Origin of the sequence: Desulfovibrio sp. TomC (genome assembly GCF_000801335.2) — a bacterium.
GTDB lineage: Bacteria > Desulfobacterota > Desulfovibrionia > Desulfovibrionales > Desulfovibrionaceae > Solidesulfovibrio.
The window spans coordinates 140,776-164,115 of sequence record NZ_JSEH01000010.1; the positions used below are offsets into that span (position 1 = coordinate 140,776).

A 23,340-nucleotide genomic window follows, 5' to 3' on the forward strand; every position below is an offset into this window, starting at 1 on the left:
AAAAAAAATTACAGTTCCCGACCCACCCACAACACCCGGCCAATGACCCGCAGGGCTTCCAGTTCGTCCCCGGCCAGGACAATGGGGGCATAATCGCGGTTGTCGCTTAAAAGCACCAGCTGGCCCGGCCGTTTTTCCACCCGTTTGACCAACACCGTGTCTTCCAGTCCCACGGCGTAGACGCCATGGGCCACCACGGCAACCTGCCCCTGGTCAATAAGCACCATGTCGCCGTGTCGAATCTCCGGCTCCATGCTGTTGCCGACCACATCCATAAGCACCATCTGCGCCGGCTGCCCTTTGGCCCGCAGCCAGTCCTGCCGGAAGGGGTAGAACTGTTCCACCTCTCCCCCGGTCTCAAACGAGCCGCCGCCGGCCGACAGCCTGGTTCGCACCTTGGGCACGGCGGCGAAGACCGCCTGGGTTTCGTCCGCCTCGGCCGGCCGCGTCCTGTTGCCGGCCAGCGCCCCACGGGCCGCTCCGGCCGCTCCCGGCCGTTCCCGGCCAAATTCCAGCCAGTCCGGATCGGCCCCGGTGCGCCGCGAAACAGCCAGCACCCAGGCCTTGGGCACGCCGTCCTTCCGTTTGGCCTGGGTCACGGCCGAGCGATGCACCCCGAGCAAAGCGGCCAGCTCGGTCTGGCTGGTCAACCCGGCCGCCTTGGCGGCCCTGGCGAAAAAGCCCTCGAAACCGCTTTCGCCCTGCTGTTGTCCGTCGCGTTCAATCATGTTGCGTTTTATAAACAACCAAACCCCGGCCCGCAAGTGTTTTTTTACGGCCAGGGCCATTTTTCGATTATTTTGCTGCCGCGCTAAAGACACCGGTCAAGACAGCCGAAAAGAGCAGCGACACAGGTTCTCGCCACGGCCGGGCCGGGGCAGCTTCGACAAGGAAGTCCGTTATGAACGCACCTGCCAAGCACCACCGCGCCAGAGGCGTCGCACTCGGCCATCAGGAAGATCCGGCCGAACGCGCCCAGCGCATCGAAGAGCTCAAGCGCCGCGTGGAATCAGGCACCTACCTGATCCAGCGCTACGAGATCATCGAAGGCCTCCTCGACGCCCTGGCCACCGAAACCGACTAGGACGATTTCCGTCTTTTGCCGGCGCTCTCGGCCCATGCTCCAGGCTCTATCGCATACACGGTTTCCTCTCGCAACTTACTCCGCCTCGCCCCCTAAAAGCAGGCCGACGGCGTCGTCCAGGGTCCAGGGCGCATCGAGTCGGGCCGTGAAGGCCGGACAGTCGATGCCGGCGCAGTGCAGAAAAAGCCGCTCCCCCGCCTGACCATATCCGTAGAGCGGGTCACCCACCAATGGATGGCCCAGATAAGCCAGATGGGCGCGGATCTGATGGCGCGCCCCTTTGTTGATGACGCAGCGGAAAAGGGTTGCCCCGCCGCTGGCGGTCAGGGCCTCCACATCGGTCATGCGCAGGGAGTCAACCGACAGGCGCGCCAGCACCCGGGTCTTGCGGCGATCGGCCGCGTCCAGTTCGTTTTCCACCCGAAAAAACCCCTGCGTCTCGCCCCAGCCAACGGCCATATAGGTCTTGACCACCCGGCCCGACTCTTCCATGTCCCGGTACGCTTGCGCCGCCTCATCGGAAAAGGCCACGGGCAAAAGCCCGGTGGTCAGCCGGTCCAGACGCGAGAGGAGCACCAGCGGCCGGCCCGGGAAGATCGCCGGCAACAGGTTCTCGACGCTTTCGCCGCCGCCGTGGGCCAAAGACGAGGTATTGAGTCCGGCCGGCTTGGCCACGACGGCGTAGTCGCCGACGGCCATGACCACCGGCACGTCGGCCGGACCAAAAGCCGCTTCCCGGACAACCGGGGACACGATGAGTTCCTGTCCGGGCCGCACCCGGTAGCCGCACGGTTTGTCCCGTCCGTCCACGGTCACAGCCCCGGATTCCACCAGCCGCCGCCGGCCGCGAAGCCCGGTGTCGGGCAAAAGCAGTTCCAATACCCGGTCGAGGCGCCAGCCGTCGGCTGTGGCCGGAATCGTCAGTTTGTCAGTTTCCTTGTGCATCCGCCTATCATAGGCTTCGCCCGGCCAAGCGCAAGGGCTGCGACATTGCGCCTGGGGCCGGTTCCAGGTAGTTTTACGTTCATTTTCGCAAGGAGCCGTCCCATGCTCATCCAGGTCAAGGCCTCGGCCGGGTCGGGCAAGACCCATGCCCTGACCCACCGCTTTCTCTCCCTCGTCCTTGGGGCCAGCCGCGACCTGCCCCGGGCCTGCGGCGACCTGGGCGACGCCGCCTATGCCGTGCCGGACATCCTGGCGGTGACGTTTACCAACAAGGCCGCCGCTGAAATGCGCGAGCGGGTCATCGAGGCGCTCAAAAAAATGGCCCTGGGCCAGGCCGGCGGCAGCGCCCGGGACCGGACCACGGCCCGGCGCGAACTGGAATCGCTCCTGATCCACGCCCAGCGCCTCAATATCCGGACCATCGACAGCCTGCTCTATCTCATGGCCCGGGTGTTCGCCCTGGAGCTGGGCCTGCGCCCGGATTTCGAGCCGTGTTTCGACGACAAGGGCATCTTAAACGACCTCTACGACCGGCTGGCCGCCACCCTGCCGGCCGATCCGGGGCTGGCCCGCCAGTTTTCCGAGGCGGCCGGGGCGCTTTTTGGCCGCACCAAGGGTTTTTTGCCCACCCAGTCCTTCCGCGAACAACTGCTGGCCGTGGCCGGCCATCTCCTGGCCGATCCCGGCTGCAGCAGCGTCGAGGCCGACACCCTGCGCCTGGGCCTGACCAGACGGCTCGGAGCCGTGCAAAACGCGGCCGGGGCCGTCCTGCTGGCCCTGGACAAGGCCGGCCTTACCGGGAGTTCCAATTTCCTGACCTTCCTGCGCAAATGCCGGGACTGCGACAATGCCGCCGCCCTTCCCACCTCGGTCTTTGCCGCCAAGGCCTCCCTGACCGAGTGTGTGCTCAAGGCCTCACGCGACCGGATCACACCCGATCTGGAGCGCCTCTATGCCGCCCTGTCGGCAGCCCACGCCGTCTGTCGCCGGGAGGCCCCGGTCCTGCTCGGGGCCATGGGTCTGGCCCCGTTTCTGATTCTGGCCCGGCGGCTGGCCGAAGATTTCCCAAGCTACCTGGCCCGAATGCGGATGCTGCCCCAGTCCCAGTGGGCGCGCCTCGTGGCGGCCCGGCTAGCCGGCGAAGACGGCGTGCCCGACGCCTGGTGTCGCATGGGTTCGGGGCTGGCCCATATGCTTATTGACGAGTTCCAGGACACGGCCAGGAGCCAATGGGCGGTGCTGCGGCTTTTGGCCCTGGAAAGTCTGGCCCGCGGCGGCAGCCTCTATCTGGTCGGCGACGTCAAGCAGGCCATCTACGGCTGGCGCGGCGGCGACGCCGCCCTGTTTGACGAGGCCCCGGCCGATCCCGACCTGTGCGCCGTGGCCGCGCCCATGCGCGACGCCCTGCCCCACAACTGGCGAAGCGCCCCGGCCATTGTCGGGGTCAACAACCGCTTTTTTGCGCCGCTGGCCGATCCGGCGCAGGCCCGGCAGACGGCCGAGGCCCTGCTTGGCCCGGATCTGGCCGAGGCCGCGCCGGATCTGGCCGACGCCCTCAGACGGGCCTTTGCCGGAGCGGCCCAGGACGTGCCCGACGCCTACGCCGGCCCCCCGGGCCATGTGCGGGTCACGGCCCTGCCGGCCGAGGCCGTCGAGGACTATGACGCCGCTGCCCGGGAGACCCTGCTGGCCCTGCTTTGCGACGAACTGCTCCCCCGCCACGGGGCCGGGGGCGTGGCCGTGCTCACCCGCACCAATCCCCAGGCTGGGCGCGTGGCTTCCTGGCTGGTGGACGCCGGCATCGAAGTGGTGACGGAAAACAGCCTGCGGCTGGCCGACCATCCGCTGATCCGCCAGCTGGCCGCCATGCTGGCCTTTCTGGATTATCCGCCGGACAGCCTGTCCTTTTGGGCCTTTGTCTCGGGCCAGGAGCTTTTCGGCGATCTCTCGGGCATCGGCCGCGAGGAGCTGGCCGGCTGGCTGGCCGGGCTGCCGCGCCGGGCCTCGCTGTCCCTGGCCTTTGCCGCCCGCTGGCCCGAGGTCTGGCAACGGCTCATCCGCCCCTATCTGCGCCAGACCGGACTGGCCGGATCCTATGACATCCTGCGCTCGGTAGTGACCGGCTACCGTCTGCTGACGCGCCGGCCCGGGGACGAGGCCTTTGTGCGCCGCTTCCTGGAAATCGCCTACCTGGCCGAAAACGACGGCCGGGCTTCCATCTCCGCTTTCCTGGAATTCTGGAACGAACACGGCGAGGACGAAAAGGTCCCCCAGCCCGAAAATACCGGGGCTGTGCGGGTCATGACCATCCACAAGGCCAAGGGGCTGCAGTTTCCGGCCGTGGTCGTCCCCTACCACCATTTCCATACCGACAACCGCCGCCCCGAACTGGTCTCGGCCACGCTGCCCGAGGGCACGTTGCTCGTCCCGGACCAGCCCGGCCTGGGGCCGGCCTATGCAGGAAGGCGGGCCAGGGAGCTGGCCGAACAGCTCCACTTGCTCTACGTGGCCTGGACCCGGCCGCAAATCGAACTGCATGCCTTCGTGCCCGGCCACGGCCCCTTGCGCGACAAGGCCGCCTATCCGCTGCCCCGGGCCATGGCCGTCCTTTTTGCCGCCTTTGGCAACGACCCGGCCGACGGCACGCCGATCCGCATCGGCGCGCCGCCCGAGGCCCCGGCCAGGGTCGGGACCGCCTGCCCGGCTCCCGCCGACCTCCGGCCGGCCCTGGTCGATCCCGAGCCGCCGCTGTCCTGGCTGCCGCGGCTCAAGGTCTACCGCAACGCCGCCCGGGACATCCGCGACGCCATGCGCTTTACCGAAAAGCGGCGCGGCGAACTGGCCCACCTGGCGGCCGAAGGTTTTGTGCGGGCCGGATTTCTCCCGGGCGATCCCCGGCCGGCCGCAGCCAAAGCCGTGGGGCAAGCCCTTGGCCCGGCCCGCCTGGATGCCCGGCTGCGCAACCGTCTGGCCGGTGAATTCACCGACATGCTTCTGTGGCTGGCCGGGCTGCCGGAAATCGCCCCAACCCTGGCCGCCGGCTACTGCGAACGCGACATCCTGGCCGAAGACGGCGAGCGCCACCGGCCCGACCTTTTTACCGCTTCTCCGTCCGGCATCACCGTGGCCGATTTCAAGACCGGCCGTCCCGACGCCGCCCACGAGGCCCAGGTCCGCCGCTATTGCCGCCTCATCCGCCGCCTGCCCGGACTGGCCGAGGCCCCGGCCGCCGGCTTCCTCGTCTACCTCGACCGCCGGGAGTGCCGCCCCGTGGAGTGCGCCTCATGAAACCCGTCAGCATCATTCCCTGGACCGAGGAGTTTTTCGCCGGACTGGCCGAGCGTCTCGTGGCCGCGACCGGCGGCGATTTCCGCGACGTGTTGGTGCTTTTCCCCCTGCGCCGGGCCGCCCGGCATCTGTGCGACCGGCTGGCCGCCATGCCGGACCTGCCAAAGCCGCTGCTGCTGCCGGAAATCGCGGCCGTGGGCGAGTGGACGGCCGGCCTGGGGGCCTCCTTTGCCGCCGACCCGCCGGTCATGCTCGACGCCCTGGACCGGGTGGCCATCCTCCACGACATCGTGGCCGGTCTGGCCGCCGAGACCGGGGAAGAAAGCGATTTTCCCACCGACATCACCAGTTTTTTCCCCTGGGGCCTGGAACTGGCCGAACTCATGGAGGAGCTGTTCCGCCAGGGCGTGCCCGGCCGGGATCTGGCCCACATGGAGGGGCAGGTGCTGCTGCCGGCCGCCGCCCTGTTGGCCCGGCTCGGGACCATCCACGACCGCTACCGCGAGCGCCTGACCGCCGAAGGCCTGGGCACGCCGGGATTGTGCGCCGCCCTGGCCGCCGAACACGCCCCGGACATTGCCGCCCGGTTGGCCGGCCGGCGCATCTTTGCCTGCGGCTTTGCCGTGCTGTCCGGGGCCGAAAAAAAGGTCTTTCACGGCCTGTGGAAAAAGGACCTCCTGGAACTGGTCTGGCACGCCGACCCGGCCCTGGCCGACGGCGGCCGGCCGGTCCATTTCGCCTGCCGGGAGCAGGAACGGTGGCTGCGGGACTGGAAGGCCCGGGCCACGGTCGTCACTGCCGGCAAGGCCCGCCGGCTTCGCGCCAAGGCCGACCCGACCCGGGCCACGTTGATGCTCGACGCCGACGCCGCCAACCTGTCCTCGAAAAAACTGCGTTTCATCGAAGCCCACGATCTCCATGCGGAATTAAAAGCCCTGGAAGAGCAGCTCGCCCAGGCCCCGGACCTCGACGCCACGGCCATCGTCCTGCCCGACACCGGACTGCTTTCCCCGGTGCTCCACATCCTGCCGCAAAAAGACGTCAACATCTCCATGGGCTATCCGTTGGCCCGCTCGTCCCTGGCCAGGCTTTTGGAGACCATCCTCGGCCTCCAGGAAACCCGTCTGGCCGCCGGGCGCTACCACTGGCGCGAACTGGTGGCCCTTTTGCGCCATCCCTACCTCAAAATGCTGCGCGTCGGGGCCAGCGAACCCCTGCGAACCGTCTTTCACAGCCTGGAGGCGGCCATTCGCCAGGGCGGGGCCTACGTGGATCCCTTTGCCCTGTCCCTGGCCGGCAACGAGGACGACAATCCGCCGGCCCCCGAGGTCCTGGCCCTGGCCGGACAGGCGCTCGCCGCCTGCCTCACCGCCTTTGAGGCCGTGGATACTCCGCGCGCCCTGGGCAATGCCCTGACCGGACTGGCCGAACTGCTCCTTGATCCCGACCATGCCGGCGACGCCTGGGAGCGGTTTCTGATCGACGCCGAATGCCTGTTCCGGCTGGCCTCGGACGTCATCCCGACCCTGACCACCGGCCGGCTGGCCGACGCCGTCCTGCCGACGCCAACGCTCTTTGCCCTGCTGCGCCGCCTGCTGGCCGACGAGCGCGCCCCCTTCGAGGCCGAGCCGCTGACCGGCCTGCAGGTCCTGGGCGTGCTGGAGACGCGCCTTTTGTCGTTTAAGCGGGTGTTTCTCCTGGACGCCGTGGAGGACAAGATTCCCGGCGCGCCGCGCTACGACGCCCTGCTCCCGGACACCCTGCGCCGCCTGCTCGATCTGCCCGACTCCCGGGAGAGCGACATCGTGGCCGCCTACAACCTCTACCGGCTCTTTTTCGGGGCCGGCGAGATCACCGTGCTCTACCGCACCGGGGCCGCCGGCACCGGGCTTTTCGAGGACAAGCCGAGCCGCAGCCGGTTTGTGGAGCAGCTGCTTTGGGAGGAGGAAAAACGCCTTGGCCGGGTCCTGGTCGCCGGCGAAGACCCGGTCTCCATCGTGCGTCTGCCGCCCTGCCCCATTCCCCACGGCGACCCGTCCATGCCGGTTACGGCCGAGGTGGCCGCACGGCTGGCCGCCTATCTGGCCGACAAACGCCTCTCGGCCACCTTTTTCGATACCTACCTCGCCTGTCCGCTGCGTTTTTTCTACCGCTACCTCTCGCCCCTGGCCGCGCTGGACGAAGTGGCCGAAGACGGCAACCGGGCGGCGGTCGGCGAGGTGGTCCATGCCGTGCTGCGGGAGTATTTCACGCCCTTTCTCGGCCGCGACATCGACGGCGCCGACCTCGACCCGGTCGAACTGGCCGACTGCTACGAGCGCCACATGCGGGCCAGTCCGGCCTATGCCGCCCTGCCCCCGGACGGCCAGCTCCTGCTTCTGCGCACAGGCCGGGCGCGGCTGGCCGAAGCGGCAGCGGCCACCCCGCGCACCACGCCCCTGGCCCTGGAAACGGAACTCGTGGCCAGCCTGGACGTGGACGCCCGCAGCTACCCGCTGGCCGGTCGGGCCGATCGCATCGACCAGCGTCCGGACGGCGTCATCATTTTGGATTACAAGACCGGCGGGCTGTCCGCGCCGAAAAATGCGGTCTGGACCGATGAGGCCTTGTGGGATCGGGTGGCCCAAAGCACCGGACTGGTGGTCGACGACAGTCTTTTGGAAACCCTGTCCAGACGCCTGGGGAGCGTGCAATTGCCGCTGTACTGCTGGCTCTATGCGACCAGCCGGGGCGAAGTCCCGGCCGACGCCGCCTTTGTGGAACTGCGCGACCGGGGCCAGGAGCGGCCCCTGTTTGGTCCGCGCCTGGACCCGGAGGCCAGAACCGAGGCCATCGTACGCAACACGCCCCGGCTCCTGGCCTATCTCATCCGCAGCCTGCGCGCCGCCAGCCGCTTTGTCCCGCGCCCCGACGAGCGTCGCTGCCCGTACTGCGAATATAAGACCGCCTGTCAGGCCTGATCCCGCAGCAGCCGCCATGGCCACAAAAAAAACCGCCGCCCGGATACCCGGACGGCGGACTGCCCCAAAAAAACGGCCGCACAGACGCAGCTAGTCGTCCAGAGTGTTTTCCTGCCCGTCGCCGTCGCCCTTGCCCGGACGCAGGGGTTCGAAATACAGCGCTGACTTGGTGGCCTTGGTGGCGGTGTTGTATTTGAGCTTCATCTTGATCTGCTTCTCGGGAAAATTCCAACGCATGACCGTCCATTCGCCTTCGTCCGTAGTCTTGGGCGTGCCGGCCAGCTTGCTCGTCACCTGTTTTATGATCTCGATGTCGTCATGCTCGGTCCGCATGACCCGGCTATACAGATTCCCGTTTACGACGCCATACACGATTGTGGGGGCCAGACGTTCGTGGACGCCAAGCTTGCACGGACCGGTGAAATTGTAATAGGCGACGCCGTGATCTTCCTTGAACTTCACAAAATAGCCGCTGTCGTTCATTGTTGCCAGCGGCTTGCCGTACTGCGGCTTGGCACAATCGAATTCACCGGCTGATGCGACGGCGGCAAAAAGAAGTGTCGCCAACAGACAGGACGCCAGAAAACGGAACACCATGACAGCCTCCATTGGTACGAGTACCGGACACCCATACGCCATATCGATTTCCTCAAATCGTAAAGGAAATGAAGGCTCAAGGCAAGGAGGCCGGGCCGAAATACATTCGGAGGAGCCGGCTTCAGGCCGCTTTCGTGACCGCCCGCGCTCCGGCCAGGGCATTCAGCATGGCCCGCAGATTCCTGGTTCTGGCCCGGACATGGGTCAGGCGCAGGCGCACCGTCCCGACCAGCACGCACACAATGCGCCGGGCCGTGTCCCCGTCGGCCTCGGGGCGCACCGAACCATCGAGGCGTCCCAGGAGCAACAGCACTTCGAACTGTTTGGCCACCCGGGCCGCCAACCGGCCAAGCTCCCGGCCGGCTTCCCCGCGGGCCAGCGACCCCGCCCTGGCCGGCGGACTGAAGATATCGCTATAGGCCGGCGGACGCGACTCCAGAAACCGGCTGTAGGCCTCGGCCAGACGCAGGATCATGGACAGACCCCGTTCGCCGGGCACAACCGGGCAACTGGCCTCAATGTGGGCAAAGAGTTCAGCCTGCACCCGGGCCAGCACGGCAGCCAACAACTCGTCGCGATTCTTGAAATGGCGGTATACCGAGCCGGGGGAGACTCCAAGCCGGCGCACGAGATCCCCTGTCCCGACGCCGTCGCAGCCGACCGCGTCAAAACGCCGTAGCGCCGTATCCACAAGCACCTGTCTGGACACGTCCATGTCCTTCCTCCGGTTGCTTTGCCTTCCAAACGGCCAACACTTTTTGATGCATCTTCCATCTAGCCGTATTAGGCAGGACAGGCAATACAAAATCGATCCAGAGCAGGCACAAACACTGCAATTGGGAAGAACAGAACAGCGCCTGGGTAAAAAAGCACCAGTCGTCCGTTGCCGCACTGCCGGATACGCAGTGGCTTTATGAGGAATCGGATTCGTCGGAACGGGGATGGGCCTTGTCGTAAACACGCATGATACGGGCCAGATCGAGATGGGTGTAGCGGGTGGTGGTGGTCAGATGGGCATGGCCGAGCAATTCCTGGACGCTGCGCAGATCGGCCCCGGATTCCAGCATATGGGTGGCGAAACTGTGGCGCAGCATGTGGGGATGGGTGTGCCGGGCCAACCCGGCCTCTTTGGCCAGGGCGTCGATGATGCGCCCTGCCTGCCGGCGGTTGAGCCGCCCCCCCCGGGCGCCGAGAAAGAGCGCCTTTTCGGTCAGCTCCGGAGCCAGTTCGCCCCGTCGGCGCTGGTATTCTTTGAGACGGGCCCGGGAGGCGTCGCTTAGCGGTGCAATCCGCTCCTTGCTGCCCTTGCCCAGCACCCGCACAATGCCCTGGGACACGTCCACGTCGTCGAGATCAAGGCCCAGGGCCTCGCTCACCCGCAGCCCGGAACCGTAGAGCAGCTCGGCCAGGGCCAGATCCCGGCAGGCCTCGACAGAGCCGTCGGCTGCATCCGTGCCGGCGGCCGGCGACACCAGGGCCACGGCTTCGTCGGCATTGAGCGCCCGGGGGCCGCGTCGTTCGGCCTTGGGATTCTTGACCCCGGCCATGGGGTCAATGACAAGCCGTTTTCTTTGCAGCTGGCGCTTGAAAAAACCGCGAAGCGTCGAGAGTTTGCGGCCCATGGACGACTTGGCGCTGCGCCCGCGGTGCAATTCGGCCAGAAACCCCCGGACATGGTCACGCGTCAGGGCCTGGGGGGCGGCCAGGGTCAGGCTGCGGCCGGCCAGCCAGTGTTCGAACTGGGCCAGATCGGCGGCATAGCCGTCCAGGGTGGCCTGGCTGTAGCCCTTCTGGGCCGAGAGGTAGGTCAGGAATTCGGCCACGGTCTCCGGCAAGGCGGCCGGGGCCGCATCTGGCTGGTCAGCCTTGCCTTTGGTCGAGGACATAACAACTCTTGGGGTTTTCCTTGGCCTTTTTCTTGAGCGTCATGGCCGTCTGGGAGGCCTCGCCAAAGTGCTTGAGGCGTCCGTCGCGGTTGAAGACCACGGCAATGGAAATGGCCATCAGCGGAAACGCCCGGCGGTTGCCTTCCCGGTCCACGGACTGGATAAAGCCCCGGCCCCGGTCGTCGGCGTCGTAGAAATGGGGCACAATGCCGTCAAAACTCGACACCACCGCCCGGCAGGCTTCCTCCACCCGGTCAATGGCCATGATAAAGACAAAATCATCGCCGCCCACATGGCCCACAAAGGCCTTGGGACCGCCCACGGCGCGCACGGTGTTGACGATGATGCGGGCCGTCATCATGAGCACCTCATCCCCCCGGGAAAAGCCGTACTTGTCGTTAAACGACTTGAAATAATCCAGATCGGCATAGGCCAGGGCAAAGTCTTCCCGGCGGTCGATAAGATCCTGAATACGGCCGATAATGGAGGTGTTGCCCGGCAGTTTGGTCAGCGGATTGGCGTCCAGGGACCGGGTGGCCCGGGCCAGGGACAACGTGATGCGCGCCCTGAGCATGGGGGCGGTCATGGGGCGCGTCAGCAGTTCATCCACCTCGGCGGCGCACCAGTCGATGTCCGTGCCAAGCTGGGCCTCGTCCATGACCAGGGCCACCGGCAACTGGCGATAGACGTTTTCGCTTTTGACCATGGCCACCAGATCAAGCCCCGGGATGTCGGCCAGCTTCTGGTCCACCACCAGCATGTCCGGCGGGTCAATGAAAAGCGCCTCAATGGCTCCCTTGCCCCGGGCCAGCACGGACACTTCGGCCTCGACGGGCGAAAAAGCGGCGGCAAACAAGGCGGCCAGATCCGGATCGGGACTCAATACCAGGATCTTCTGGGTGCGGGTAAAGGCACAAAGGGGGGCGGTGGGCATGGCGGATCAGGTAAAGCGCAGATCAGCCAGCTCCACGAACTGGTCGCTTAATTCGTCAAGGAGCTTTTCAAATGCGGCCGGGCGGATTTTGAGAATCTTCAGCGCCTCGGGCTGGAGATAGTTGACGCCCACGTCGCCGGAAAAACCATACTCGAACACCCGGGCCATGAAATCGCCGATGTGCACCACGCAGGCCATCTCGGGGTAGAGCTGGGCCAGATGCGGCTTGTGGTGATACGACAGGCCTTCCTTGATATTGGGCGGCAGCTTCCAGTGGTCGGCCAGCCAGGCGTTGATGCGGTCGTGGCCAAAGCCCAGGACCGCCCGCTCGGCTTCGAGATAGGAGACGTCGCGTTCGGCCACCACCCGCTCGATCTCGGGCTTGAGGTCGGGCAGCTGCACCGTGGCCACCACCTTGCCCAGATCATGGAGCAGCCCGGCCACGGAATATTCCTCGGCGTCCTTGAGGTTGAGCATCCGGGCCAGGGAACCGCAGGTCATGGCGCAGCCCAGGCTGTGTTCCCAAAGCCCCACCATGTTCTCGGTCATGACCTCGAACACCGAGGTGGAGACAATAATCGAGCGCAGGACATTAAAGCCCAACAGGACCAGGGCGTGGCCGATGGAACTGATGCGCCCGGGAAAGCCGTAAACCGGAGAGTTGACCATTTTAAGGACCTTGGCCGAAAGCACCTGGTCCATGCTGATAAGTTTGGCCACCTGCTCGGTGGTGGAGTCCGGACGTTCGACGAGTTTGGACACCTCTTCAAGCACCTTGGGCAGGGTGGGCAGGTCGCGGACGGCCAGGATGCGGTCCTTGCGCTCGGTACGCAGATCCTCGGCCATGTCAGGCGTCCTTGGGCTTGGGAGTGTTGTCGACTTCCGGAGCGGCTTCGGACTGGCTGGCGGCCCGGGCGGCCCGGGCGGCCTCGGCCAGGGCGGCGCTGGCCGCAGCCTTCATGCGGAAATAATGGTCCACCAGACGCTTGATCTGGCCCATCCACTTGTCGTCAGGAAATCGTCGAAAAAGGTAGTCCAGACGTTCCAGGCGTTTGTCATAGGACGTGGTGCCCGGTTGCCCGTCGAGCTTGACCGGCTCCCCTTCCACCACCACATGGGTGATGCCCATGGAATCGAACCGATCCAAAATGCCCTGGGACAATTCGGAACCGGCTCCGGCCACGGCAATGCCGTCAGGCCGGGTCACGGGTTTGGCCAGGGTCATGCCCGGCTTGGCCAGGGTCAGGGGAATCTTTTGCATGGTCCGGGTTATCCTTGCGCTTCACCGGTGTAGTACATGCCCGGCCATTTCCGCACAAGACCCTTGAGTTCCAGCAGGACGAGCGCACTGCTCAAATCCTTGGCGGCCACGGACAAGACCGTGCCCATGGCGTCGATGTGGTGCTTGGCCCCGTCGGCCAAGAGCGTCAGGACGCCGGCCTCCACCGACCCAAGCCCCTCGGGCAGGCCCGGAGCCGGCCGGGAGGCAGGCCTGGGGGCCAAAAGTCCGGCCGGTCCGGCCTGGGGAGCCGCTTTGGCCCCAGCCGGGGAAGCCCTTCTGGGAGCCGGCCGAGGGGCTGGAGCCGCGACTGAGGCCGGGGCCGGCGTCCTGGCCGGGCGTCCCGGCGGCACGGGACGGGGGGCGTCCACATAGGGCGCCAGCTCCCGGGCCAGACCGGACACGATGTCCCCGGCCGACTGCACCAGCCGCGCCCCCTGGGAAAGCAGGGCGTGGCAGCCGGAAAAGGTCGGCAGGTTGACCGGCCCGGGCAGGGCAAAGACCTCGCGCCCCTGTTCCAGGGCCAGACGGGCGGTGATGAGGCTGCCGGAACGGTCGGCCGCCTCCACCACCATGACGCCCAGGGACAGGCCGGCGATGATGCGGTTTCTGACCGGAAAATTGGCGGCCCGGGGCGGGGTGCCCGGGGCGAATTCGCTGATAATGGCCCCGCCGGCGGCCAGCTCCCGCCACACGTCGAGATTGGCGTCGGGGTAGACCAGATCGAGGCCGGTGCCGAGAACCGCCACCGACCGGCCCGGCCCGGCCAAGCCGCCGAGATGGGCCTGCCGGTCGATGCCGTAGGCCAACCCGGAGACCACGGTGATGCCGGCCGCAGACAGGCCCACGGCGAAATCGTAGGCTGCGCCGAAGCCGTAGCGCGAACACTGGCGCGCCCCGACCATGGCCACGCAGGGGCCGGCCAAAAGACACGCGTCGCCGATGACGTAAAGGACAGCCGGCGGATCAGGCAGCTCACGCAGCCGCGAGGGATAGGCGGCATGAAAATACGGCAGCGGGGTCAGCCCCTTGGCCGCAGCGGCCGACAATTCGGCCTCGGCCGCCGGGGTGGTCAGGCCCCGGGCCAGGGAACCGGCGGCGGCATCGTCGCACAGCCCTTGCGGACCAAACGAACGAGCCTCGGCCAGGGCGGCGACCGCACTGGGGTAGCGGTCGAAAATGCGTTTGATGGTGCGCGGCCCGACGCCGGCCTGATGGCGCAGGCGCAGGCAGGCCAGGCATTCGGCCACGAACCCTGCGTCGGCGGTCCAGGCCTCCGGGGGGGCGCTCGGCACAACCGGGTCGGTCATTTGGGCAGGGCCTGGAGCTTCTGGCGGGCCACGCCGGCGAGTTCGGCATTGGGATAGTCTTTGAGATAGCGTTCCAGGCTGGCCCGGGCCGCCGGCACATCCCCGGCCTTTTCCTGGGCCATGGCCATCTTATAGAGCGAATCCGCGGCCTTGTGATGGCCGGGCCAGCCCTTGGCCACCTTGTCGAAATCCGCGATGGCGGTCTGGTAATCACCCCGGGCAAAGGCCCCTTCGCCAACCCAATACAGGGCATTGGGCGTGAGGGGGCTGGCGGGATTGGCGGCCAGAAACTGGTCAAAGGCGGCCTTGGCCTCGGCTGCGCGGCCGTTGATAGCCAGTTGCAAGGCTCTGTTATACTCGGCTTTCTGGGCCGGGGTGGCTGTATCAGCATAGCCTGGGGCGGGGCCGGACCCCTTGGAGCCCGGCGTCGCGGCCGGTTCCTCGGCCTTTGGCCCTGGCGGCGTCTCGGCCGCAACCGGCGACGGCGCGGCCGCGGCAGGAGCGGCAGTCGGAACAGTCGGGGACGGTGGCGTCGCTTGAGCAGCCGCAGGCGCTTGAGCCGTCGCAACCGGGGCGGTAGCCGGCCTTGGTCCCGGCCCGGCCTCGACGCGATCCGCAGCTATGGCCGCTTCCGGGGTGGCCGGCGTCTCGGGCGGACCGACCCGGCCGCCATGCCGGCCGCGCATCTCGGCAGCCGAGGGAGGAGGCGTGGAGCGTGTGGCCGCAGCGGGCGCCGGCCGGGGCGGCAGGCCGTTTGGCTGACCAGCCGGAGCTCCCATGGCCGGGCTATGGCCGCCGGGTGCGCCAGGGACGCCCGGACCCGGCGCGCCCGGGACAGCCGGGGACGGCTCGGCAGCGGCGGCAGCGGCAGTTGCCGGCTCCGGCGCGACCGCCTCGCCGGGATGGGCAAAGCCGACGCCAAGCGCACTGCCCCTGGCCCCGGGGGCCGGCAGTTTGACGCCCTGGCCTTCGAGAACCGTGCGGATTGCACCCAGTTGTTTATGGATATCGGCCAGTTTGGCGTCGTTTTGCTGCTGCTGCCCGGAGAGGGCCTTGAGATCGTCCTGGGCTTTTTGCAGATTGGCTTCAATGGCCTTGAGGCGAAAATCCTCGCTGCCCTTGCCCACAGCAAGCGTATTGCCCGGCCCGCAAGCACCAAGCAGGCCGGTCAGGCACAGGGCAACCAGCCCCATAAGCAGTGTCGTACGCTTCATGGACGCATCAATCCTAACGCTTTACATCCTTTCACGTTCCACCAGCAACTACGTCACAGGGCCGCTTTTCGCAAGCCGATTCTTGGTCAATGCCGACACAGCCGCCCGGCTTTGTTGCATCTCTCGCAAAATTAGGGCAAAAGCCGTCTGCAAAGCCGGTTCCGCATCAAGCCGGACCGGCCGCGCCACCCGCACCGAACCTACAGGCCGAAAGGAGAACGCTCCCCATGCCCGAGGCTGTCCGCGCTGCCGTCTTCTGGGCGGCCATGCTCCTTTTTGCCATACACCTGGGTCTGGCTCTGGCCGGCGCAGGCATTCCGCTTATCACGTCGCTTGTGGGCCTCAGCAAGGTCAAGCGGCTGAAAATCTTCACCGACAAGTTTGGCCAACAGACCGCCACCTTCGCCCTGCTTGGCGGCTTGTGGGTCTTTATCGTCCTTATAGTCTCTTTGGCGGCGCTGTGGCTCCTGGCCCCGGCCAAAGCCCCCTACTATCTCGGCCTGCCCTTTCCCCTGGCCGCCGTGGCCGGGACGGTGCTGGCCGGAGCCCTTGCCTTTCTGACCTATCGCGGCTCGTGGCAGCGGCTCAAGGCCCAAAAAACCCTGCACGGAGCCATTGGCCTGACCACCACGCTGCTCCTGTGGGCCGCCCTGTACGTCGGGCTGGCCGCCGCCCGTCCCTTGGCGCTCCTGCTTCCCCCGGCAACGGGTCCGGCCTTCCTGCTGCCGCCGGGCAATTCACTGGTCTGGCGTCTGTTCGCCCTGGGCTTGGCCTTGTCCCTCGGTCTGGCCGGGACGTTTACCGGCGCGTGGCTGGTGTGGCGGCGCGACAAGGACGATTTTGGCCGCGACTACTATAATTTCACCCTGCGCCTGTCGGCCCGGATCGGCTTCGTCGGCCATGCCCTGGCCCTGGTCGCCGTAGGCTGGCTCGGTCTTGCCCTCATGCCCCTGGCCGGCGAACTGACGACCAGGCTGGCCGTCTCCCTGGGCCTGTACGGCACCGGCGTGCTGCTCACCCTGGTCTGCCTGGGATTTATCATGCCCCAGGAAAACGCCCTGCGCCATAAGATCCTGCTCGTCGCCGGTTTTCTTGGCTCGCTCCTGGCCCTGACCGGCCTGTGCGCCGGCCTGACCGGGCTTGTCGTCCCGGGGCTGGCCGGCAGCATCCTGCCGTGACCATCCCGTAACGCCAAGGAACCGAACCCACAACGCGGCCGAACGCTTCCAGGCAACGCGCAACCAGCCGGCTGGTTGCGCGTTTTTTTGTCTGGCGAAGCAGCCCGGCGTCAACTCCGGGACACCCGCACCAGGGCCGTCGCCCGGGACAGTTCGACAGCCAAAGCCGGATCGGCCAGCGCCTCGGCCAGGATCGGTTCGTTGATTAAAAACCGGTAGGAATGGCACAGCGGCAGCAGGCGCCCCGGATCGCAGCCATCCAGGGACAGGGCCAGCGTGTCGGCCATGCCGACGGCCAGCGCCAGCCGGATATCGGCCAGCCCGGCCTCCAGGTCCTCAATTTCCACCCAGGACGGGGCATGGTGCAGGCACACGGCCTGGGACAGGTTTCCCGGCAGGTCAAAACCGCCGCACACGGCATACCCGGCCAGACCGTGGTGAACGCCGTACGCCGCCAGCTCGGCCGGCGGACGCCAGGGAGCGGCAGATTGTCCGGCGGCCGGCAGGGTCAGCTTGCCGACGTCGTGCAGGAGCCCGGCGGTGTAGGCCACGCCGGCGTCGAGTCCGGCAAAGGCCGGGGCAATGCGCCGGGCCAGGACGGCCGTCTTGGCCATATGCGCCCACATGGCCCCCCGGGCCGGTCGCGTCGGGCCGCCCGGGACTTCGGCCCGCTCCAGCAGTTCGGCAAAGACCAGGGCGCGCACGTTGCCCAGGCCAACCACGGCGACGGCCTGCTCCACGGCGGCAATCTCGGCGCGCAGGCCATAGAGCGGACTGTTGGCGATTTTCAAGACATTGCCGGCCAGGACCGGGTTGGCGGCCACGAGATCGACCACGGCCCCCAGACTGGTCCGGGGATTGCTTAAGCGGGGCAGGAGCGACCCGCTGGCGGCATCCTGGCTCACCTGCCGGACTGCGGCGGCGATGCCCGGCGGCAGGCTCCTGCCGCTGGCGGCAAAGAACCGGTGTTCCCGCCCGGCCGCGGCGTCCGGTTCGTCGTAGAGCCGGGCCAGCCCAAGGCCCAGGCGCTCAAGCACCGCCTCGCCCTCTCCAGTGCGCAGTGTCCGGGGCGGACCGGCCGAAACCCGTCGGCCCGCCCCCGTCGCCCGGGCCAAGCCTGCCCCTGCTTCGCTGGCAGTCTCCGAAACGGACGCCCGGTTTCGCCGCCGCAAGGCCATGCCAACACCAAGGCCTGCTCCAACGAGCAGGCCAACCAGAACCCAAAATTCCCACTGCATGCAGGCCACAGCGGCCAAGCCGCCCCTGTTGCGCGTCAATCGACCAAAATGGCCACGTCTCCGTCAACCCGACCGTTGGCTCAGAAACGCACCATTCGTCGGTCAACCAGCACGCTGCCCGGGGCTTCCGGGATCTGCTGCGCCGGCCCGGCCGCCCACAGGACGACTGGGAATGCCCCGGCGGCCTGGGGGGATACGCTCCCGGCCGCCGGCAAAGGGAAAAGCAAGTGAAAGGACTTGGGCCGTTTCGAAGGCGCAAACGCCCCCTGTGCCGGAGAGAATCGACTCTCCCGCGTGGACTTCATGACGCCCGCATAACACGCAATCAGCGCGGGAGGATTGTCCAAACGCGACAGACCGGGACGCTACGAAGCTGGGCCGGGGACGACAGCCGAACTGGGTTTGGAGCCGCCCAAGCGTTTTTTCAGCCACTCCTGCAAGGCATCGAGATAGATGTAATAGACCGGCGTGAAATAGAGGGTCAAAAGCTGGGACACGACCAGCCCCCCCACCACGCAAAGTCCGAGCGGCCGCCGCGCCGCCGCCCCGGCCCCAAACCCCAGGGCAATGGGCAACGTCCCCATCAGCGCCGCCATGGTGGTCATCATGATGGGGCGAAAGCGCACCAGCGCTCCCTGATAGATGGCCTCCCGGGCCGGGATATGCTGGCCGCGCTGGCTCTCCAGGGCAAAGTCGATCATCATGATGGCGTTTTTCTTAACAATGCCAATAAGCATGATGATGCCGACAAAGCCGTAGATATTGAGGTCCATGCCAAAGAGCATGAGCGTGGCCAAGGCCCCGACCCCGGCCGAGGGCAGGCCGGAAAGGATGGTCAGGGGATGGATGAAGCTCTCATAGAGGATGCCAAGGACGATGTAGATGACGAGCACGGCCATGCCCAACAGAACGGACAGGCCGGTCAGCGAACTCTGGAAGGCCTGGGCCTCGCCCTGGAAGCTCGTGAAGACCGAGGCCGGCAGTTCGCGCCGGGCCGTGCTTTCGATGGCGTCCACCACCGAGCCCAGCGACGCCCCTGGGCGCAGGTTAAAGGAGATGGTCACCGACGGGGTCTGGCCGGAATGGTTGATGGACAGCGGCCCCACCGCAACCGTGCGGGCGATCAGGGTATCCAGGGGCACGAGCTGGCCGTCGCTTGAGCGCACATAGAGCATGGACAGGGCTTCGGGGTTGGCCTGATAGGCCGAGGCCAGCTCCATGATGACCTGATAGGTGTCGTTGGGGGCGTAAATGGTCGAGATCTGGCGGTTGCCGTAGGACGTGGCCAGGGCGTTTTCGATCTGGTAGGCGCTGATGCCCAGGGCCGACGCCTTGTCGCGGTCGATGTCGATGCGAAGCTCGGGGTTTTTGATCTGCAGATCGCTGGAGACGTCCTGGATGCCGTCGAGACCGCGCAGTTTGATTTCGAAAGCCGAGGCGGCGGCGAAAAGCTCGTCGGTGTTGGTGGCCTGCAAGGTGAACTGGTACTGGCCCTTGGAGGCCCGGCCGCCAATACGGATGGGCGGGGGGTTTTGCAGATAGGAACGCAAGCCCGGCACCTCGGCGAACTCGCGGCGAAGCCGCTGCATGACCTCATCAGCGCTGGCCTTGCGTTCGTGCAGGGGCTTGAGCGACAGCATCAGCCTGCCGTTGTTGGTGGTATTGTTGGGACCGCCCGGACCGATCACGGACATGAATTCGCCAATGTCCGGGTCTTTTTGCAAGATGGCATTGAGGCGCTGCTGGCGCTCGGTCATGACGTCAAAGGCCACGCCTTCCTCGGCCTCGGTGGTCACCGCTAACTGGCCGGTGTCCTCGCTGGGCAAAAAGCCCTTGGGAATGGCTCCAAAGAGCCACACCGTGACGCCGAGCAGCGCCAGGGAAAAGAGCATGGTGGCGGCATGATGGCGCAACACAAAGCGCAGGGAGACGTCGTAGGCGTCGCGCAGCCCGTTAAAGGCCCCTTCGATGGCGTTGTAGACCCGGCCGTGGCCCTCGTTGACATGGGGCCGCAGCACCAGATTGCACAACATGGGGGTCAGCGAAATGGACACGAATCCGGAGATGAGAATCGACACCATGATGGTGACGGCGAATTCGTGAAAGAGCCGCCCCACCACGCCGCCCATGAAAAAGACCGGCAAAAAGACGGCAGCCAGGGAGATGGTCATGGAGACAATGGTGAAGCTGATCTCCCGGGAGCCTTCCATGGCGGCGGCTAAGGGCGTTTTGCCCATTTCCATGTGGCGCACGATGTTTTCGAGCATGACAATGGCGTCGTCCACCACAAAGCCCACGGACAGAGTCAGGGCCATAAGCGAGATGTTATCGAGACTAAAACCCAGCTGGTACATGACGGCAAAGGTGCCGACAACGGACATGGGCAGGGCCAGGCTGGGGATGACGGTGGCCGGGATGTTGCGCAGAAACAGGAAGATGACCATGACCACGAGGCAGACCGTGAGCACCAGGGTGAACTTCACGTCGGCCACGGATTCCCGGATCGAGGTCGAGCGGTCGTACAGGACGCGCAGCGACACCGAGGCCGGCAACTGGGCCTGGAAGTGGGGCAAAAGCTTTTTGACCGCGTCCACCACTTCCACGGTGTTGGTGCCGGGCTGGCGCTGCACGGCCAACACCATGCCCGGGGTGCCGGAAAACCAGTTGAGCCGCCGCGTTTCCTCCACGGAGTCGGCGACGTTGGCGATTTCCCCCAGCCGCACCGGCGAACCGTTTTTCCAGGCCACGATCAGCGGGCGATAGCTGGCGGCGTCCATGAGCTTGCCGCTGGAACGCACGGTATATTCCCGGGCCGGGCCGGACACCGTGCCGACGGGCAGGTTGACGTTGCCGCGCTTGACGGCCTCGGAGGCCTCGTCCACGCCAATCCCCTTGGCGGCCATGGCCTCGGGGTCGAGCTGAATGCGCACGGCGTATTTCTTCGAGCCGTACACCGACACCTGGGCCACGCCCGGCACCATGGATATGCGCTGGGCCATCATGTTCTCCGCGAACTCGTTGACGTCGGAGGCGCGCATGACGGCCGAGGAAATGGCCAGATACAGGATCGGCGAATCGGCCGGGTTGACCTTGCGAAACGACGGCGGCGAGGGCAGATCGTCGGGCAGGTCCTTGCCGGCCGTGGTCATGGCCGACTGCACATCCAGGGAGGCGGCGTCGATGTTGCGGTCCAGGGCAAACTGCATGGTGATGCGGGTCGAACCGAGGGTGTTGATCGAGGTCATGGAATCCAGGCCCGCGATGGTGGAAAACTGCTTTTCCAGCGGGTTGGCCACGGCTGCGGCCATGGTCTCGGGGCTGGCCCCGGGCAGGGAGACGCGCACCTCGATGGTGGGGAAATCAACGTTGGGCAGATCGGACACCGGCAGCCGGTTGTAGGCCATGACGCCGAAGATGAGGATGGCGGACATGACCAGGGTGGTCATGACCGGCCGGGTGATGAAGATCGAGGCCGGGTTCACTGTTTGGCCCCTTCGCCGGCCGGCTTGGCATCGGCTTTTTGGGCGTCGGCCTTTGGGGCGTCGGCTTTTTGGGCGTCGGTCGGTTTGGCGTCGGCCCCGGCCGCTCCCTTGATTTCGGCCTTGGCTCCCGGGGCCAGACGCACCTGCCCGTCGGTGACCACCATTTCGCCGGCAGCCAGCCCCTTTTCCACGACCGTGTCGGCATCGACGATCGGCCCGGGAGTGACGCGCCTCGCTTCGGCCTTGCCGTCGGTCCCGATGACATAGACATAGGGTCCGGTGACGCCGTCGAGCAACGCCTGGGTGGGAATGACCACGGCGTTGTCCAGTTCCGCAATGGTCAGGCCCACCCGCACGAACTGGCCGGGCCACAGGCGATGGTCGGCGTTTTGGGCCAGGGCTTTCAAGCGGATGGTGCCGGTTTTGGTGTCCACGGCGTTGTCCACCGAGGCAATGGAGGCTCGGACCGGTTGGGTCTCAAGCTCGCCCGGGGCCGAGGCGGTAATCTCCAGAGGGCCTTTTTTCTGCCGGGCCATGACCGCCGACAGATAGCGCTCGGGGATGGAAAAGGAAATAAAGATCGGGCTGATCTGATTGATGACGCAGGCCACCGCCTCGTTGGCCTTGACCACGTTGCCGGTGGTGAGCATCACGGTGCCGACCCGGCCGGCAATGGGGGCGCGGACCTCGGCGTATTCGAGATCGAGCTTGGAGCGGTCCAGACTGGCCTGATTGAGTTTGATGGTGCCGTCCAGGGTCTTGGCCGCGGCATAGGTCTGGTCGTACTGCTCCTGGGCCACCACGTCCTTGGCCTTGAGGGTGACATAGCGTTTGAGGTCTTCATCGGCCTTGATCAGCAGCGCCTTGTCGCGTTCGAGCTTGGCCTGGGACTCCCGGATGGCCAGTTCAAAGGGCCGGGGATCAATGCGAAAGAGCACGTCGCCCTTGGCCACCTGGGCGCCGTCATGGACAAGCTGGGCCACGATGGCTCCGCCGACCTGCGGTTTGACGGCCACCGTGGCCATGGGTTCCACATTGCCAACGGCCTTAATGACCACCGGCACGTTGGCCGCCCGGGCCGGGACGGCCATCACCGGGGCGGGCCGGGTATCGCGGGCGTTTTTTTGTTCTCCACCGCTGCACGAGCACAGACAAAAAAGAAGCGCCGCGAGAGCGGCGCGAAGGAGAGGATTGCGACTCAAAACAGATCTCCTACGTGGGGTTCCAGGTGGGGCGGGGTAAAGTCACAGACTTGGTAGTTGTGCAAAGCAGCCAGGGAAAAACGGGTAATATGCCGAGCCACGGCGTCGATGCCGCCCTGCCCCGGGTCATTGCCGGGATGCAGACGCGTCAGCACCGGCCGGTCGATGGAGAAATGGCGGCACTGTCCAACCACGCTCTGGGCGCAGCGGGCAATGGCCAGGGGGTCGGCTCCGGGGCCGAGCAACTCGGCCACGATGGCCCGCAGCACGGCATTGGCCGGGGCGAGACTGCGTTCGACCACCGCCGCCAGTTGGGGCGTGGGATCGGCCATCTCCCGGGCCATCAACCGGAAAAACCAGGCATGGCGGCCCTTGTCGGCCAGCCGCAGGAGCAGGGCGCGCACATAGGCGAAAAGGCGCACCTCGGCTGTGGCGTTGCCGGCCAGCCCCATGTCCGGGGGATAGCGGCGCAACGCCTCGTTGTGGGCATGTTCCAGAACGGCCTGATAGAGCCGGTCCTTGCTGCCAAAATGGTAATGGATGGCGGCGACGTTGGCCTTGGCGACCTTCGTTATCTCACGAACGGTGGCGGCGTGAAATCCCTTGCCGGAAAAAATCTCGCCGGCAGCGTCCAGAAGCCGCATCCGGGTTTCGTCTTCACGACCGCTGCTGGTCATCTGGCCGCCTTGCGTCAAGCATGTGTTCGCATTGAAAATACGAGGGAACGCCAAAGCGGTCAATAC

The 23,340-nt window shown here is 66.4% G+C and carries 18 protein-coding genes; 4 read left to right on the plus strand and 14 right to left on the minus strand.

What is annotated here, in order from left to right; translation table 11 throughout:
- Positions 1–8 precede the first annotated feature (8 nt).
- Complete coding sequence (locus NY78_RS11580; protein ID WP_043636014.1) at positions 9–728, minus strand: LexA family transcriptional regulator; 720 nt, start codon at positions 726–728, stop codon at positions 9–11.
- A gap of 173 nt (positions 729–901) precedes the next feature.
- On the opposite strand from NY78_RS11580, the gene NY78_RS11585 reads away from it, so the two are divergent.
- Positions 902–1,084, plus strand: coding sequence for a flagellar biosynthesis anti-sigma factor FlgM (locus NY78_RS11585; protein WP_043635896.1), 183 nt, complete (start codon positions 902–904; stop codon positions 1,082–1,084).
- 75 nt (positions 1,085–1,159) lie between these two features.
- Here the strand turns inward: NY78_RS11585 and NY78_RS11590 are convergent, their stop codons facing one another.
- Positions 1,160–2,029, minus strand: a complete 870-nt coding sequence (locus NY78_RS11590; RefSeq protein ID WP_043635899.1) for a pseudouridine synthase — start codon at positions 2,027–2,029, stop codon at positions 1,160–1,162.
- A 102-nt stretch (positions 2,030–2,131) separates the two neighbouring features.
- Here NY78_RS11590 and NY78_RS11595 point away from each other — a divergent pair, with 102 nt between their 5' ends.
- Entirely contained in the window at positions 2,132–5,317 is a 3,186-nt protein-coding gene (locus NY78_RS11595; RefSeq protein ID WP_043635901.1) for a UvrD-helicase domain-containing protein, read from the plus strand.
- Positions 5,314–8,277, plus strand: a complete 2,964-nt coding sequence (locus NY78_RS11600) for a PD-(D/E)XK nuclease family protein (RefSeq protein ID WP_043635903.1) — start codon at positions 5,314–5,316, stop codon at positions 8,275–8,277. The genes NY78_RS11595 and NY78_RS11600 overlap by 4 nt, the downstream gene beginning before the upstream one ends.
- Before the next feature lie 90 nt (positions 8,278–8,367).
- On the opposite strand, the gene NY78_RS11605 is transcribed toward NY78_RS11600, so the two are convergent.
- The 8 genes from NY78_RS11605 to ybgF all read right to left on the minus strand — a co-directional run bounded on the left by NY78_RS11605 (position 8,368) and on the right by ybgF (position 15,497).
- On the minus strand, positions 8,368–8,874 hold the full coding sequence (locus tag NY78_RS11605) for a hypothetical protein (RefSeq protein ID WP_043635905.1): 507 nt from the start codon (positions 8,872–8,874) through the stop codon (positions 8,368–8,370).
- A 121-nt stretch (positions 8,875–8,995) separates the two neighbouring features.
- Positions 8,996–9,589: a TetR/AcrR family transcriptional regulator gene (locus NY78_RS11610; protein ID WP_043635909.1), complete on the minus strand. Its 594-nt coding sequence runs from the start codon at positions 9,587–9,589 to the stop codon at positions 8,996–8,998.
- A 196-nt stretch (positions 9,590–9,785) separates the two neighbouring features.
- A complete protein-coding gene (locus NY78_RS11615) occupies positions 9,786–10,760 on the minus strand; it encodes a tyrosine recombinase XerC (protein ID WP_043635911.1) in 975 nt (324 codons plus the stop codon).
- Positions 10,735–11,694, minus strand: coding sequence for a GGDEF domain-containing response regulator (locus NY78_RS11620; RefSeq protein WP_043635914.1), 960 nt, complete (start codon positions 11,692–11,694; stop codon positions 10,735–10,737). Before NY78_RS11620 ends, NY78_RS11615 begins: the two co-directional genes overlap by 26 nt.
- A gap of 6 nt (positions 11,695–11,700) precedes the next feature.
- Positions 11,701–12,540, minus strand: a complete 840-nt coding sequence (locus NY78_RS11625) for an HDOD domain-containing protein (RefSeq protein WP_043635916.1) — start codon at positions 12,538–12,540, stop codon at positions 11,701–11,703.
- 1 nt (position 12,541) lies between these two features.
- Positions 12,542–12,955, minus strand: coding sequence for a hypothetical protein (locus NY78_RS11630; RefSeq protein ID WP_043635918.1), 414 nt, complete (start codon positions 12,953–12,955; stop codon positions 12,542–12,544).
- An 8-nt stretch (positions 12,956–12,963) separates the two neighbouring features.
- The gene (gene dprA / locus NY78_RS11635) at positions 12,964–14,283 is read right to left on the minus strand and encodes a DNA-processing protein DprA (protein WP_043635919.1); all 1,320 of its coding nucleotides are present in this window, start codon (positions 14,281–14,283) and stop codon (positions 12,964–12,966) included.
- On the minus strand, positions 14,280–15,497 hold the full coding sequence (ybgF, locus tag NY78_RS11640; protein ID WP_043635921.1) for a tol-pal system protein YbgF: 1,218 nt from the start codon (positions 15,495–15,497) through the stop codon (positions 14,280–14,282). Before ybgF ends, dprA begins: the two co-directional genes overlap by 4 nt.
- A gap of 227 nt (positions 15,498–15,724) precedes the next feature.
- Between ybgF and NY78_RS11645 the strand changes: the two genes are divergently transcribed.
- On the plus strand, positions 15,725–16,675 hold the full coding sequence (locus NY78_RS11645; RefSeq protein ID WP_043635923.1) for a hypothetical protein: 951 nt from the start codon (positions 15,725–15,727) through the stop codon (positions 16,673–16,675).
- A 110-nt stretch (positions 16,676–16,785) separates the two neighbouring features.
- Here NY78_RS11645 and NY78_RS11650 read toward each other — a convergent pair whose 3' ends face one another.
- The 4 genes from NY78_RS11650 to NY78_RS11665 form a co-directional block, all read right to left on the minus strand.
- A complete protein-coding gene (locus NY78_RS11650) occupies positions 16,786–17,790 on the minus strand; it encodes an HDOD domain-containing protein (protein ID WP_197084238.1) in 1,005 nt (334 codons plus the stop codon).
- A gap of 488 nt (positions 17,791–18,278) precedes the next feature.
- Positions 18,279–21,395: an efflux RND transporter permease subunit gene (locus NY78_RS11655; protein ID WP_043635926.1), complete on the minus strand. Its 3,117-nt coding sequence runs from the start codon at positions 21,393–21,395 to the stop codon at positions 18,279–18,281.
- The gene (locus NY78_RS11660; RefSeq protein ID WP_043635928.1) at positions 21,392–22,597 is read right to left on the minus strand and encodes an efflux RND transporter periplasmic adaptor subunit; all 1,206 of its coding nucleotides are present in this window, start codon (positions 22,595–22,597) and stop codon (positions 21,392–21,394) included. The genes NY78_RS11655 and NY78_RS11660 overlap by 4 nt, the downstream gene beginning before the upstream one ends.
- Positions 22,594–23,274 carry a CerR family C-terminal domain-containing protein gene (locus tag NY78_RS11665; RefSeq protein WP_043635931.1) on the minus strand — a complete coding sequence of 227 codons (681 nt, stop codon included), beginning with the start codon at positions 23,272–23,274 and terminating at the stop codon, positions 22,594–22,596. The genes NY78_RS11660 and NY78_RS11665 overlap by 4 nt, the downstream gene beginning before the upstream one ends.
- Positions 23,275–23,340: the final 66 nt, after the last annotated feature.